The 14641-nt window shown below is 58.0% G+C and carries 12 protein-coding genes and 3 tRNA genes; 10 read left to right on the top strand and 5 right to left on the bottom strand.

Annotation, left to right across the window (positions count from 1 at the left end; all coding sequences use genetic code 11):
* The first annotated feature begins 17 nt into the window (after window positions 1-17).
* From csrA to LWH94_RS11715, 4 genes are all read left to right on the top strand, one after another.
* Complete coding sequence (csrA, locus tag LWH94_RS11700; RefSeq protein WP_022989559.1) at window positions 18-215, top strand: carbon storage regulator CsrA; 198 nt, start codon at window positions 18-20, stop codon at window positions 213-215.
* A 126-nt stretch (window positions 216-341) separates the two neighbouring features.
* A tRNA-Ser gene (locus tag LWH94_RS11705) sits at window positions 342-431 on the top strand.
* Window positions 432-490: 59 nt separating this feature from the next.
* Window positions 491-567, top strand: a tRNA-Arg gene (locus LWH94_RS11710).
* A 21-nt stretch (window positions 568-588) separates the two neighbouring features.
* A tRNA-Arg gene (locus LWH94_RS11715) sits at window positions 589-665 on the top strand.
* Between the two features lie 234 nt (window positions 666-899).
* Here the strand turns inward: LWH94_RS11715 and LWH94_RS11720 are convergent.
* Window positions 900-1436, bottom strand: coding sequence for a DUF2058 domain-containing protein (locus tag LWH94_RS11720; protein ID WP_036219739.1), 537 nt, complete (start codon window positions 1434-1436; stop codon window positions 900-902).
* A 104-nt stretch (window positions 1437-1540) separates the two neighbouring features.
* Here LWH94_RS11720 and dbpA point away from each other — a divergent pair, with 104 nt between their 5' ends.
* The 4 genes from dbpA to LWH94_RS11740 all read left to right on the top strand — a co-directional run bounded on the left by dbpA (window position 1541) and on the right by LWH94_RS11740 (window position 6557).
* A complete protein-coding gene (gene dbpA / locus LWH94_RS11725; protein ID WP_232902328.1) occupies window positions 1541-2914 on the top strand; it encodes an ATP-dependent RNA helicase DbpA in 1374 nt (457 codons plus the stop codon).
* Between the two features lie 223 nt (window positions 2915-3137).
* Window positions 3138-3389: an OadG family protein gene (locus LWH94_RS11730; RefSeq protein WP_094625654.1), complete on the top strand. Its 252-nt coding sequence runs from the start codon at window positions 3138-3140 to the stop codon at window positions 3387-3389.
* A 41-nt stretch (window positions 3390-3430) separates the two neighbouring features.
* Complete coding sequence (oadA, locus tag LWH94_RS11735; RefSeq protein ID WP_232902329.1) at window positions 3431-5209, top strand: sodium-extruding oxaloacetate decarboxylase subunit alpha; 1779 nt, start codon at window positions 3431-3433, stop codon at window positions 5207-5209.
* A 13-nt stretch (window positions 5210-5222) separates the two neighbouring features.
* Entirely contained in the window at window positions 5223-6557 is a 1335-nt protein-coding gene (locus tag LWH94_RS11740) for a sodium ion-translocating decarboxylase subunit beta (RefSeq protein ID WP_332875491.1), read from the top strand.
* A gap of 246 nt (window positions 6558-6803) precedes the next feature.
* Here LWH94_RS11740 and LWH94_RS11745 read toward each other — a convergent pair whose 3' ends face one another.
* The 3 genes from LWH94_RS11745 to imuA are packed head-to-tail and all read right to left on the bottom strand — an operon-like array spanning window position 6804 to window position 12032.
* Entirely contained in the window at window positions 6804-9920 is a 3117-nt protein-coding gene (locus LWH94_RS11745; protein ID WP_232902330.1) for an error-prone DNA polymerase, read from the bottom strand.
* On the bottom strand, window positions 9920-11338 hold the full coding sequence (locus LWH94_RS11750) for a Y-family DNA polymerase (RefSeq protein WP_232902331.1): 1419 nt from the start codon (window positions 11336-11338) through the stop codon (window positions 9920-9922). Before LWH94_RS11750 ends, LWH94_RS11745 begins: the two co-directional genes overlap by 1 nt.
* Window positions 11339-11342: 4 nt before the next feature.
* Window positions 11343-12032 carry a translesion DNA synthesis-associated protein ImuA gene (gene imuA, locus LWH94_RS11755; RefSeq protein WP_232902332.1) on the bottom strand — a complete coding sequence of 230 codons (690 nt, stop codon included), beginning with the start codon at window positions 12030-12032 and terminating at the stop codon, window positions 11343-11345.
* 127 nt (window positions 12033-12159) lie between these two features.
* On the opposite strand from imuA, the gene LWH94_RS11760 reads away from it, so the two are divergent.
* The gene (locus LWH94_RS11760; protein ID WP_199455848.1) at window positions 12160-12495 is read left to right on the top strand and encodes a 4a-hydroxytetrahydrobiopterin dehydratase; all 336 of its coding nucleotides are present in this window, start codon (window positions 12160-12162) and stop codon (window positions 12493-12495) included.
* 27 nt (window positions 12496-12522) lie between these two features.
* Here LWH94_RS11760 and LWH94_RS11765 read toward each other — a convergent pair whose 3' ends face one another.
* A complete protein-coding gene (locus LWH94_RS11765) occupies window positions 12523-13137 on the bottom strand; it encodes a phage integrase N-terminal SAM-like domain-containing protein (RefSeq protein ID WP_232902333.1) in 615 nt (204 codons plus the stop codon).
* A 985-nt stretch (window positions 13138-14122) separates the two neighbouring features.
* On the opposite strand from LWH94_RS11765, the gene LWH94_RS11770 reads away from it, so the two are divergent.
* The gene (locus LWH94_RS11770) at window positions 14123-14518 is read left to right on the top strand and encodes an HIRAN domain-containing protein (protein ID WP_232902334.1); all 396 of its coding nucleotides are present in this window, start codon (window positions 14123-14125) and stop codon (window positions 14516-14518) included.
* Window positions 14519-14641 lie beyond the last annotated feature (123 nt).

Raw genomic sequence — 14641 nt, forward strand, 5'->3', positions numbered from 1 at the left:
AATAGGGAGAAAGGGATATGTTGATTTTGACTCGCCGCGTTGGCGAAACTCTGATGATCGGTGACGAAATTACTGTTACCGTTCTCGGAGTGAAGGGGAACCAGGTTCGCATCGGTGTTAACGCACCTAAAGATGTTGCCGTTCACCGCGAAGAAATCTATCAGCGAATTCAGTCCGAAAAAGGCTCTGACGAGCCGGAACCGGGCAATCGTTGATCAGAAAGAAAGCCGCTCAAGGGAAACCTGAGCGGCTTTTTTAATAATGGGGAAAATCGGTTAGAAAAATATCGTGTCAACCCTATGAAAACAGAAAAATTATGGTAGTATACGCCCCGTTCTCAAGGAGAGGTGGGTGAGTGGCTGAAACCAGTTCCCTGCTAAGGAACCGTACGAGCAATCGTACCGAGGGTTCGAATCCCTCCCTCTCCGCCATTTCCCAGCGGAAAGGCGAGAACCGGTTGAAGTAGCATTCAACCACTGCGAAAGATTGTGCGGCTGTAGCTCAGCTGGATAGAGTACCTGGCTACGAACCAGGCGGTCGGAGGTTCGAATCCTCCCAGCCGCGCCAATTTTCGCCAATCAGTTTCAAGCGGCTGTAGCTCAGCTGGATAGAGTACCTGGCTACGAACCAGGCGGTCGGAGGTTCGAATCCTCCCAGCCGCGCCATATTAAAGTCAAAGCGCCTCAGTTTGTGTACCCCACAGGTTGAGGCGTTTTGCGTTGTATAGCTGGGAGGATTTGAACCGATAGAGGTTCGACCGAAACCCGCGAAGTGGGTTGAGGAACGCCGGAGCAGCGCGACGGCGGCCCCGAAGGGGAAGGGCCGAAGGCCCGCCTAATCCTCCCAGCCGCGCCATATTAAACAAAAAGCCCCGCCAAGTGCGGGGCTTTTTGTTTCTGTTACCACATCAAATCGTCGGGAATCTCATAACCCGCGTACGGATCGTCTTCGCCGGCGTCGTCCTGTTTCCGCTCATGCATTGAGATAACGGCGGCTTCATCCCGTTCCATAATCTTGCGTGCCACCTTGTCCGGGACAACTTCGTAGTTTTCGCCAAGGGCGACGATGGCCAGCCGCCCCCTCGAAAGCTGGTCAACCATCTTGTCGTCCACCAGGATTTTCTTGATCTTCTTGCCGTCAACAAACTGGTAAGACGTCTCGCCCCGGCTGCGATCCAGTCGGTTGGTTTCGATCAGCTGGCGAATCTGGGCCTGGATGGCTTTTTTCTCGGCTTCTTTCTGCCGTTCCAGGTTCAGCTGACGATCCCTTTCGGCCTGTTCCTGCCTCGCCTTGCGTGCGCGCTCTTCGGCTTCATTCACCTGGGCAGCGCCTTTCGGCTGTTGTTTCCGCTGTTTACGCTTTTCGCTGCGAATGGCCCGGGCCTTTTTCTCATCAGCCAGCCCGGCTTTCATAAGTTGTTCCTGCAAAGACGCCATCAGTGACTCCGTGGATTCGTGATAAACTTCAGCAATTATCTGTTCAGTATACGCCGTCAGTGCGCACTCAATAACCCACGTTTACTTCACCTCACGGATTTTTTATGTCTTCTTTCAAAGAGCTGGGACTGTCGCCTGCCATGCAGGCCAACCTTGACCGGCTGAATTACACGCAGCCAACCGGTATTCAGGTAAAAGCCATGCCGCCGGCCATGGCTGGCCGGGATGTGATTGCCATGGCCCAGACCGGCAGCGGCAAGACCGCGGCCTTCGGAATACCGCTGATCGAAAAGCTGCAGCCGAAGCAGTTCGCGGTACAGGCGCTGGTGCTGTGTCCTACCCGGGAGCTGGCAGACCAGGTGGCCAAGGCCCTTCGGGAGCTGGCTCGGGCAAAGGAAAATGTAAAGGTGCTTACCCTGTGTGGCGGTGTGCCCATTGGCCCGCAGATTGGTTCGCTTAGCCACGGTGCCCATATTGTGGTGGGCACACCGGGCAGGGTGGAGGACCACCTTCGCAAGGGCACCTTGAACCTGGACCGCCTGAAAACCCTGGTGCTGGATGAAGCAGACCGGATGCTGGACATGGGTTTTGAAGAAGTGATGACTTCAATTCTTTCGCAGACGCCACGTAATCGCCAGACACTGTTGTTTTCGGCTACCTGGCCAGACGCGATCCGTACCATCAGTGAACGCTTCCAGTCCGAGCCGGAAGATGTGCGGGTTGAGGCGCAGGAATCCGGGCCGGATATTGAAGAGCTGTTCTATGAAATCGCGCCGGATCAGCAGGTTGCTGCCGTGGCGGCCTTGCTTTCGCGTTTCCAGCCATCGGCCAGCCTGGTGTTCTGTACCACCAAGCGCGACTGTGATGAGCTGGCCGACGAGCTTTCCCGGTTGGGGTTTGCTGCCTTGTCTTTGCACGGTGACCTCGACCAGAAAGACCGGGATGGCACGCTGGTGAAGTTTGCCAACCAGAGCTGCACCGTGCTTGTGGCTACGGATGTGGCGGCCCGGGGGCTGGACATCAAGGGCCTGCCGCTGGTGATCAATGCCGAGCCTGCGCGGGATCCGGAAGTTTACACCCACCGCATCGGGCGTACCGGCCGGGCGGGTGAGCAAGGCCATGCGATTACGCTGTGCACACCGAAGCAGGGGCACAAGATAACCCGTCTGGAAGCTGATCGGGCAAAGTCCGCGGAGTGGGGTGATACGGCCGGGCTGTTGGCAGAACGGGTGCGCCCGGTACGCCCGCCAATGAAAACGCTGTGCCTGGCCGGAGGCCGCAAAGAAAAGGTTCGCCCCGGTGATGTTCTGGGAGCGCTCACCGGTGACGCAGGCATTCCCGGCTCTGCGGTAGGCAAAATTGATCTGTTCGATTTCCAGTGCTTTGTTGCGGTGCAGGTAGAGTGGGCAGATAAGGCGCTCGCCAGGCTTGAAGCAGGTAAGGTGAAAGGCAGGAAAATACGCGTTCGCTTCGCGTAATCGCACTTTGAATAAAGTGGCTCTTCAGTTGTCTTTTCAGGCCGGAGCGCTCGGAAACTCCCTATAGAAATGTGTCCTTTAGGTTGCTCCTGATCAATGAAACCGGTAAATTACGCAGGATTTTGCATCCCGTTTTGCTTTTTTGGGCCATAAGACTTTGGTCTTATTTGGCCTGGTGGTAATCCGGGGAAATCACACAAACCAATACAGGTAGCTGTTCGCTATGAATGACCTGATGTCACAAGCCGTTGAGCTGATGATCGCCGGCATGGGTTTCGTGTTCGTGTTCCTGGTTATCCTGGTATTCGCGACCGGCCTGATGTCCAAAATCATTCTGCGGTTTGCGCCGCCAGAGCCGGCAACCCCGGCCAGAACGCCACGTGCCAAGCCGAAGGCGCCCACGTCGGTTGACCCTGACACCGCCGAGGCCATCAAGAAGGCGATTGCACAATACCGGGCACGCCACAAGAAGTGACCCTGGTACAGATTAGAACCTTTTAACAGAAGGCTGACACGATGACTGACACGAAAAAACCGCTTGGGATTACGGACGTAATTCTGCGTGACGCCCACCAATCCCTGCTGGCCACCCGCATGCGGCTGGATGACATGCTGCCGATTGCCGAGAAACTCGACAAAGTCGGTTTCTGGTCCCTCGAATCCTGGGGTGGTGCTACCTTTGATTCCTGTATCCGTTACCTGGGTGAAGACCCCTGGGATCGCATCCGCGAGCTGAAAAAAGCCATGCCCAACACGCCCCAGCAAATGCTGCTGCGCGGCCAGAACCTTCTGGGCTACCGTCACTATGCGGATGACGTGGTAGAGCGGTTTGTAGACCGTGCCGCCGAAAACGGCGTAGACGTGTTCCGTATTTTTGATGCGATGAACGACCCCCGCAACCTGGCCACCGCCATCAAGGCCGTTCGCCAGACCGGCAAGCACGCCCAGGGTACGATTTCTTACACCACCAGCCCGGTACACACCATCGAGAACTGGGTTGAGCTGGCCAAGGAAATCGCCGACATGGGGGCCGATTCCATCGCCATCAAGGACATGGCCGGTCTGCTGAAGCCTTACGTGGCTTACGACCTGGTCAGCCGTCTGAAGAAAGAGCTGGATATCCCCATTCACATGCAGTGCCATGCCACCACCGGCATGTCCACCGCCACCGCAATCAAAGCCGCCGAAGCCGGCATTGATAACGTGGATGCGGCCATCTCCTCCATGAGTATGACCTACGGCCATTCGCCCACCGAGGCGATTGTGGCGATCCTGGAAGGGACCGACCGCGATACCGGCCTGGACCTGAACCTGCTGGAAGAAATCGCGTCTTACTTCCGCGAAGTGCGTAAGAAGTACGCCAAGTTCGAAGGCAGCCTGAAAGGCGTCGATTCCCGCATCCTGATTGCCCAGGTTCCTGGCGGCATGCTGACCAACATGGAAAGCCAGCTGAAAGAGCAGAACGCCAGCGACAAGTTCGACCAGGTGCTGGCCGAGATTCCCAAGGTACGTGAAGACCTGGGCTATATCCCGCTGGTAACCCCGACTTCCCAGATTGTGGGCACCCAGGCGGTACTGAACGTACTGACCGGCGAGCGCTACAAGTCGATCTCCAAGGAAACCGCCGCCATCCTGAAGGGTGAGTACGGTTCTGCACCGGCGCCGTTCAACAAGGAGCTGCAGGAGCGGGTTCTGGATGGCAAAGAAGCGATCACTTGCCGCCCGGCTGACAAAATCGAGCCGGAAATGGACAAGCTGACCGCCGAGCTGAAAGACATCGCCAAGGAAAAGGGTATCAAGCTGGCCGAGCAGGAAGTGGACGACGTTCTGACCTACGCCCTGTTCCCGCAGATTGGCCTGAAGTTCCTGGAAAACCGTGGCAACCCGGATGCGTTCGAGCCGGTACCGAGTGCTGACGACGTAGCACCGGCCAAGAAAGCCGCAGGTCCTGAGACCTACACCGTGGAAGTGAATGGCCAGAAGTATGTGGTGGCCGTGAACGAAGGTGGCGAAATCAGCCAGATCGAAGGCCAGGGTGGTGCGTCTTCCGCACCGGCGGCAGCTGCTCCGGCCGCGGGTGACGGCGAGCCTGTACTGGCGCCTCTGGGCGGCAACATCTGGAAGGTGCACGTCTCTCCGGGTGACACCGTGGAAGAGGGCGATGTGATGATTATCCTCGAAGCCATGAAAATGGAAACCGAGGTGCGCGCACCCAAGGCCGGTACCATCGGTGAAGTCTTCATCAAGGAGGGGGATGCCGTCTCCGTTGATGATGAAATGCTGACAATCGCATAAGGGCCAGCATTCCATGGATAAAATGATGACACTGTGGACAGGTAGTGGCCTGTTCAATATCGAGCTCGGCCAGGTGGTGATGATCGCCATCGGCCTGCTGCTCCTCTATCTTGCGATCAACAAGAAGTTCGAGCCACTGCTGCTGGTCCCCATCGGGTTCGGCGGTATCCTGGCGAATATTCCGGAGGCAGGGCTGGCCCTGACTGCGGCGGAAAATGCCATCCACTTTTCTTTGAAGAATGGCAGTACCGAGATTCTGGCGGCCCTGGCGGCGCCCCTGGACGTGGCCTACCAGGCCGGCCAGGCGGTGACCCCGGAGCTGAAAGATATCTTCAAGGAAGCGGTCAAGGAAGCCAGCTACTCTGAAATGGCCATGGCCAATTCCATCGCCCAGGATTACGGCTACGGCAACGGTATGCTGTACAACTTCTACTCCGTGGTAATCGGCAGTACCGTTGGCCCGCTGTTGATCTTCATGGGTGTCGGCGCGATGACCGACTTCGGCCCGCTGCTGGCAAACCCCAAGACCCTGCTGCTGGGTGCAGCGGCTCAGTTCGGTATCTTCGGTACAGTACTGGGTGCGGCCCTGCTGGACTGGACCGGCGTTCTGGACTTCAACATTCTGGAAGCGGCGGCCATCGGTATCATCGGTGGTGCTGACGGCCCGACGTCCATCTATGTATCCAGTGTTCTGGCTCCACACCTTCTGGGTGCGATTGCGGTATCGGCCTACGCCTACATGGCGCTGGTGCCGATGATTCAGCCGCCGATCATGAAGGCGCTGACCTCCGAGCAGGAGCGCAAGATCAAGATGAGCCAGCTGCGCCCGGTGAGCAAGAAAGAGAAGATCATCTTCCCGCTGGTGGTGCTGATTGCCGTGGTTCTGTTCCTGCCGGATGCGGCTCCGCTGCTGGGTATGTTCTGCTTCGGTAACCTGATGCGTGAGTGTGGCGTGGTAGAGCGTTTGAGCGATACTGCCCAGAACGCACTGATCAACATCGTGACCATTTTCCTGGGTCTGTCCGTTGGCTCCAAGCTGATGGCGGACAAGTTCCTGGATGGCCAGACCCTGGGTATTCTGGGCCTGGGTATTGTGGCCTTCGGTGTGGGTACTGCTTCGGGTGTTCTGATGGCGAAGCTGATGAACAAGCTGAGCAAAGAGCAGATCAACCCGCTGATCGGTTCTGCCGGGGTGTCTGCGGTGCCGATGGCAGCGCGGGTGTCCAACAAGGTGGGCCTGGAAGCCAACCCGCAGAACTTCCTGCTGATGCACGCAATGGGTCCGAACGTGGCTGGTGTTATCGGCTCTGCTGTTGCAGCGGGTGTGATGATCAAGCTTCTGAGCTGATTGTTTTTCACTGCTGTAGTTATAGAGAACCCTGCTTCGGCGGGGTTTTCTTTTATCTGGCCTTTGAGTTTTGGTGGCGGCATCAAGTGTGAGGCTGCTTTCCAAAAACCGCTCCTTGCGGCACATCCTTGTGGCGCTTCTGCTCCGCCATCCATGGCTCCGCACATTTTTGGAAAGCAGCCTCACACTGATGCTTCGAACTTTCGAGGTGCCTGCACAAAATGGGCGCCATTCTGGTTTTGGTGTTCAGTGAAAATCTCTGGAGCTAACCGGTAACGAGTTAATCAGGTGGCTCAGATCAGACAGCTTGCCGGCCATGACATGAACGATGTCTCCCTCTTTTTCGATAACACCCTTCACGTGTAACAAGCGGGCGGTGAGTAACGGCTTGCGTTGTCTTCGGGCGGTTTCGAGCCAGACGACGACGTTGATGTTGCCGGTTTCGTCTTCGAGGGTGACGAAGGTGACGCCGGAGGCGGTGCCGGGGCGTTGGCGGCCGGTGACCAGGCCGGCGACCTGTACGGGGATGCCGGGGCGGGTGGTTTTTAGTTGGTCGGCGGTGAGGCAGTAGCTCAGGTGGCCTTGTTCGCGGAGCAGGGCGAGGGGGTGTCTTTGTAGTGTTAGGCCCTGGCTGCCGTAGTCGGCGAGGACGTTCTGGCCTTCGGTGGGTTCCGGGAGCAGGTGGCAGGGTTCGGGTTGGTAGTCTGCGATAGTTTCGTTGGCGAAGAGTTCGGCCGGTTCTTCGTGTTCGAGTAACTGCCAGTAAGCCTGGTGGCGGTTGCTGGTGAAGCCGGGCATGGCGTTGGCGCCGGCGAGGAGTTCCATGTCGCGTTGGTTGAGGCCGGCGCGTGTGCGCAGTTCGGCGGCGCTTTGGTAGCCGTTTTTCGGGCGGTTCTGGTGGATACGATCTGCGCCGCTGGAAGACAGTCCCTGAATAATTCTGAGGCCCAGGCGCAGGTGTTTTTCCGGGCCTTGCAGGGTGTGTTCACGGTGGCTGTGGTTGACGTCTGGCGCCAGTACGGTGACCTTGTGACGTTGGGCGTCCTGAACCAGTTGGCTGGGGGAGTAGAAGCCCATGGGCTGGCTGTTGAGCAGGGCGCAGTAGAAGGCGGCCGGATGGTGGCGTTTTATCCAGGCGGAGACGTACACCAGTAAAGCGAAGCTGGCGGCGTGGGATTCCGGGAAGCCGTAGCCGCCGAAACCGCAGATCTGTTGGTACAGGCGCTCGGCAAAGTCCGGATCATGGCCCCGTTCGAGCATGCCGTTGATGAGTTTGTCCCGGAACGGGGTTAAGTCCCCGTGGGATTTCCATGCGGCCATGGCCCGGCGCAGTTTGTCGGCCTCGCCTCCGGTAAAGCCGGCGGCGACCATGGCCAGTTTGATCACCTGTTCCTGGAAGATGGGCACGCCCAATGTGCGCTCCAGTACCTGCCGGACGGCATCGTTGGGGAATTCGACGGGTTCCAGGCCGTGTTTGCGGCGCAAATAGGGGTGCACCATATCGCCTTGAATGGGGCCGGGGCGCACGATGGCGACTTCGATCACCAGGTCGTAGAAGGTTTCCGGTTTCAGGCGCGGGAGCATGTTGATCTGGGCCCGGGATTCCACCTGGAATACGCCGATGCTGTCGCCTTTTTGCAGCATGGCGTAGGTGTCCGGGTCTTCCTGGGGCACATCCTGCATGGTGAAGGCCTGGCCTTTTTCTTCGCTGATCAGCTCCAGTGCCTTGCGGATGGCGGTGAGCATGCCCAGAGCCAGTACATCCACTTTCATCAGGCCCAGGCTTTCCAGGTCGTCCTTATCCCACTGGATGACCGTGCGGCCTTCCATGGCGGCGTTTTCCACCGGCACCAGTTCCGCCAGTGGCCCTGCGCTGATAACAAAACCACCTACGTGTTGAGACAGGTGGCGGGGAAAGCCCAGTAAGGTGTTCACCAGGGTAAAGAACTGCTCCGCCACTTTCGGGTTGCGGGTGAGCCCCTTGTCCAGTATCTGCTGACGCCAGTTGGTGCTTTTATCGCGCCAGTCGATGCCGTCGAGCAGCTTTTCTACCAGGGCGGCATCAAAGCCAAGTGCCTTGCCCACATCCCGGATGGCGCTGCGGTAGCGGTAGCGGATAACCGTGGCGGCCAGCGCCGCCCGTTCCCGGCCGTAGCGCTGGTAGATGTACTGGATGACCTCTTCCCGCCGCTGGTGCTCGAAATCCACATCGATATCCGGTGGCTCGTCCCGGTCTTTCGAGATGAAACGTTCAAACAGCAGCTCGACCTTGGCCGGGTTCACCTCGGTAATGCCCAGGCAGTAACAGACGGCCGAGTTGGCGGCTGATCCTCGCCCCTGACACAGAATGCCCCGTTTGCGGGCAAAGGCCACGATGTCGTGGATGGTGAGGAAGTAGTGCTCGTAGTTGAGCTCCGAGATCATCCCCAGCTCTTTGCGGATCAACGCCTGCACTTTCATCGGGGTGCCTTCGGGATAACGGCGGCGTTCGCCTTCCCGGGTCAGGCGTTTGAGATAGGCCGCCGGGGATTCGCCTTCCGGTACAAGATCAGGTGGGTACTCATAGCGCAGGCTGCCGGGCTCGAAGCTGCAGCTGTTGGCAATGTTTACGGTTTCCTGAAGCCAGGCTTGCGGAAACAGGCGTTGCAGCACCGGGAGCGGGCGCAGGTAGCGTTCGCCGTTCTGGAACAGGCAGTGGCCGGCGTTTTCGACCGTGGCGTGGTGGCGCAGGGCGGTGAGTACATCTTGCAGTGGCTGGCGTTCCCTGGCGTGCATGTGTACTTCGCCGGTTGCCGCCACGGCTAGCTGCAAGTGTTCAGCCAGCGCGCGTACCCGGGCCAGATGTTGCTCCTCGCCGGCCTCCAGGGTGCGGGTAGCGCCAATGCGCAGGCGCTGCTCAAACAACCGCTGCAACCATTCACCACAAGCCCCGGCCTGTTCGTAGCTGGCCGCCGCCGTGGAAGGTGGTTGCCACAGGCACAGGCAGTGATCCAGCTCGTGGGCTTCAATATCGCGGGCAAACAGCTGGTACTGGCCTTTTTCTGCCCGGCGCCGGCCGGTGGTGATCAGCTGGCACAGCTGGCCGTAGCCCTTGCGGGACTGGGCCAGCAGGATGAAGCGGGGCGTGGCAGCGCCAGCCGGAGCATCTTCCAGTTCAAACCAGCTGCCGGTAATCAGCTTTACCGGGCTGTCTTTCAAGGCGGCCCAGGCCCTGGGAATACCCGCCACCGAGCAGGCGTCGGTGATGGCGATGGCGTGATAGCCAAGCTCCAGGGCCCGTTCCGCCAACTCATGGGGGTGTGAGGCCCCGGTGAGGAAGGTGAAATTGCTGAAACAGAAGAGTTCTGCGTAGCTGTCTGCCATTAGCCAAACCATCCATGTATGAACCAGCCATCGTTAACATCCCGGAACACCCAGGCCAGCTCGCCGCCCGGTAACCGGGCGATGTAGTAATCCCGGTGTACCCGCTGGCCATCCCACCAGCCACCGCTGATGCGTTCCGGGCCGGAATGCCAGGCTACCGGCGTTTGTTCCAGTGGCCGGGGGCCTTTCAGCAACCACAAGGGGCGGTGGGGAAGTAGCGCCGAAGCGCTGTCCTGGCGCTTTCCGGGTTTGCGTACTTCGCTGGCAGACCAGGCATGTTCCGGCCGGTGATCGTCCATTGGCGCCAGTTGCTTGAGGGCCTGTTCACCCAGTCGGGCCTGCAGGCGGCTGATCAGTGTGTGCCAGGCCTCGTTCAGATCCTGGGTTTCGCCCAGCAGATCCTGGCCCCCCGGCGCCTCTCGGCCGGTAAAGCGTTTAACCGCCAGAACAAGGCCGGTGACCGGAGCCCGCAGCGGTTGCTGGTCCAGCTTCAGCTGTATCAGCTTCAGAAAAACCTCGGCCCGGTGCTCCGGCCCGGTGGTGCGGATACGTAAACGGGTGGGCTCTTCATGCCGGTGCTGCAACACCAACAGCAGGGTGTCGGTATCCTGCTGGCGCCAGCACAGGTCTTCTTCCAGCTCTGCCAGTATCCGCTGCAGCGAGAATAGCAGCCCCTGAGCGTGCTCCACCTCCTGGATAAAATCCGCCCGCTGCCGGAACGTGTGGGGTGGCCGCCAGGGTGCCTTGGGATCAGCCCGGGTGCCCTGGATTTTCTGGATAATGGCCAGCAGCTCCGGTGATAACCGCCGGGCCAGTTCCGGGGCAGGCAGGGCAAATACCTCACCCAGGGTGTTCAGCCCAAGGCGCTGCAGGCGAGTGCAGGATTTCTTGTCAAAGCCCGCAGCCTGTAATGGCAGATTGCCAAGCGCCGTCAGGATATGGCCTTTGTCTGCCGTGCATTCGCCCTTGCCGGTATGGGCCAGCAACCGGGCGGCCAGAGGCGTGTGGCCAATAGCCACCCAGGCCGTGAGCTGGCGTTCGGTTAACGCCTGTTCCACCGTTTGCCAGATGGCCGGCAAACCGCCGTACAGCTTCTGCAGGCTGCTGACTTCTGCCCAGAGGCCATCCGGCGGTGCCAGGTTGATGTGTGCGGCATAGTGGTACAGCCAGCGGGCCTGGTCCTCCAGCAACCAGGCCTCCTGTTTTGCATCTGCCCGCAGTATGTTGAGATCCGGAGCCAGGCCGAGAGCTGTTTTCAGGCGCATACCCGGGGTAATACCCAGGTCCCGGGCGGTGGGGCAGGCCTGAACAACGCCTTGCCCGGCACCGTCTACAATCGCCAGGGCGCCCGTGGCATTCTGGCTGCGGCGGACGTGGTCCAGCAACAGGTGAGGGAAGTGCAGGTAAAGCCAGAGCACAGGGCTACCCCCGGGCCTCGGGCCAGGGCCCCTGAACGACGCGGGAGGAATCCTGAACAGCAATGTTGGCCCGGTGCCCGAGAGCAATGGAACAACGCTGCCCCGGCCAGCTACCGCGGCGTTTGATAATGTTTACCTTGAGTTCCTGATGTTCACCGGGCACCAGTTCGAGCCGTAAGGCTGCCGGAGAGTTCTGGTCTGAAAGCCGGCGGCTACGGAATAACACACACACATTGCCGCCGGCTTCTGACGCCAGTTGCAGGCGCCGGACATCCCGGCTGGCGAGCTTGCCCGGCCAGGCCAGCACCAGCCCGGTAACCGGGGAGCGCAGGCAGTTTTCCATGGTCCATAAAAAGTCCCCCTGATCCCGTGTGTTGATCATCACCAGGTGGTCCAGATCCACCCCTTCACGGGCGAGTGCGGGAGCGTAAGGCGTGTGCGGCGGGTTCAGCCAGAAAATGGTTTTGCCGGCGGCGGATATCCGTTGCATCAGCGGCAGTACCAGGTGCAACTCGCCAATGCCGCAGGTGTCGAGCAGGCACTCACTCAACGCACCCCGCGGCCAGCCCAGACCGCCCAGCTGGTTATCCAGCACCTGATAGCCCGTCGACTCCGCCGGCTGGGTGGTCTTTCTGTGCTTATGGCCCTGCCAGATACGGGCATCTTGCAGAAGGCTGCTGAGTAATTCGCTCATGGGAAATCATCCGAATACTGTTTATATATACAGTATTCTTGTGAGGGCGGAATTTCAACTACCAACTTGATAAAACCGGGCACGACACCCACGCTGAACACAGCAACCCGACAAGGAGGAACCAGCCATGACAAAACTAAGCCAACAAGCCTGTGAAGCCTGCCGCGCAGACGCCCCCAAAGTGACCGGCCAGGAGAAACAGGAGCTGCTGAGCGCCATCCCCGACTGGGAAGACGTGATGGTAGATGGCGAGGAACAGTTACGCCGGGTATTCACCTTCAAAAACTTTGTGGAAGCACAGGCCTTCACCAACAAAGTGGCGGACCTGGCCGAAGCGGAAAACCATCACCCGGCGATTTTGCTGGAGTGGGGCAAAGCCACCGTGCGCTGGTGGACCCACAAAATCGGTGGGTTGCATAAAAATGACTTTATCATGGCGGCCAGAACAGACGAGCTTTATTAAAAAACCTCGTCTACCGGGCTGCGCACACTAAAGTCGTGGCCCCATATCCACCTGATGCTGCAGAAGAGTTGAGTGGATTTGCTTCTGAAGAGGCTCAATCAGCCGTTCTGGCAGCAGTGTGATCCTGTCTTTACCGCCTTTCCCTTCCCGGACAATTAACTGCTGCATTCCGAAATCGATGTCCTTTATCCGGAGCCGAAGCGCTTCACTGATTCGTAAACCCGCCCCGTAAATCAGCATGGCGATCAGTTTGTACTCGCCTTCCAGGTTCGCAATCGCCCGCGTGGCTTCGTCCGGGCTGAATACGACGGGCAGCTTCTTGGGTTTTCTGGCTGGCTCATATTGGAGTTCTTCCAGGGGCGCCCCCAAAAACTCGCGATATAAAAAGATCAGAGCATTCAGAGCTACTCGCTGGGTAGCCACGCTGACATTTGCCTGCAGTACCAGGTGAGACAAAAATGCTTCTACCTCACCAGAGCCCATGGTTTCTGGGTGCTTTCGGCCATGAAACCGGATAAAGCGCTTGATCCAGAAGACATAGGTTTGCTCGGTTTTGTAGGCCAAGCCTCGCAGCCGGATAAAGCTCCGAAGCCGATCCAGAAACCGGGTTGGCTGGGCCGGGATGGGGGCGGGGATATCCATATCCTTAGTACTCCTTAAGCTGTATATGCGTACAGTAAAATAATTTCAGGTGAAGTCAACCGAGAAATTTCGACGGAGTTATACGAACGCGTTCGCAAAACTCCGGAAAATCCCAAAGAATTATTCGTAACCTTCTGATATGGTTAAAAAGTAAAAGTTAAAAGGGCGGAGTTATACGCCCCAGGATAAGAGCAGGAGTGGCTCTGTTGAGGGCGTATAACTCCGGCGGTAGCCGTGGTGGATTGCTCTCATGCTTTTGTTTTTTATTGGAAAAATTAAGAATTTCGGGCGCGTTTGGGTTGGAGTTATACGAACGCGGGATATACGAACTCGTTCGTAGAATTCACTGTTACGTGTGAGTATGTTGGAAATCGAGCTAGACCCGTTAGAAAAAAACGAAGAGGGGTCTTTAAAGGTCAGAAAGGCTCCGGCTTGGAGATATGGTTTTTTGATAACGACTGCCTTACTTTGGTCAGCCTCTTTGCCAATAATCTTGAATAGCGCAACTTCGCTTTTGTTTGGAGGTCTGACTGCAACCGGAATTTTGGCGGCAATAGGCTTGGTTATTTGGTACGTTTTTACCAATAGAGTAAGTGGCTTTCATAGCGCAGGCCTCAGCGAAATCGTGCTGAGTCGGGGCACGAAGTATCAGTACAGCATTGAGGACGGCCTCATACAAAAAAACTCTGATGAGGGTTGTAAAAGTTGGAGGCCTTCACAATTCGTGGGCTCGGAGATCGGTCACGGATACGCGCTAATCATCTTTAAGACGGCAGTCTGTTATCTGCCATTTCGTGGGGCAAGCAGACAGCAGGTTGTTGATTTTGTACAAGAGGTGGAGCAGTTAGCACGTAACAAATAGTTCCAGTTCGTTCCGGGCCTGGCGGCCCTCCACCGGACAGCTTTTTCTTCGCTTCGCTGCGCAAAAGCTGCCGCTGAACAAAAGCGTTAGGCGGCACAACCGAGCATTCCGAGAACCCGAACCATGAGCCGAACATTTCTTGTTGGCGTGCGTGGCGAGAGCCACGACAACGATGATGGCACATCGCGCCAAGACATCATTCGCCGCATGCGAACCAACGAACCGGTTCAACTCAAGGCCGACCCGACAAATCAGCACGATAGATGGGCAGTCAAAGTCCTTACGCAATCTGGGGAGCAAATAGGCTGGCTTCCTTCGGACGCGCGGGATGCGGATGCATTGCTCAAGGGCGAGCCCATCGAAGCCGCCGTTCATGCGGTGCGCGGCGGTACAACCTGGCTCAAGCGGCTTCTTGGTAAGAAATCTGTTGGCGTCGTGCTTCGCATTACCAAGGGTGATCCTGACTGGGGCAGACGCGCCCAACTTGAAGATCGCGCCAGAAAAGTAGATGAGCAGTAACCGTCCGGTAAACCCATCTTGAGCCAGGCGCTGCGGCCGTCAGGATAGTGTCCACTTATTTTTAAGTGGACACTTAACATGACCAACATAAGCGTAAACAAGCCCTACCAAAAACGTCGTCGT

Origin of the sequence: Marinobacter sp. G11 (assembly GCF_021282325.1) — a bacterium.
In the GTDB taxonomy this organism is placed as follows: domain Bacteria; phylum Pseudomonadota; class Gammaproteobacteria; order Pseudomonadales; family Oleiphilaceae; genus Marinobacter; species Marinobacter vinifirmus.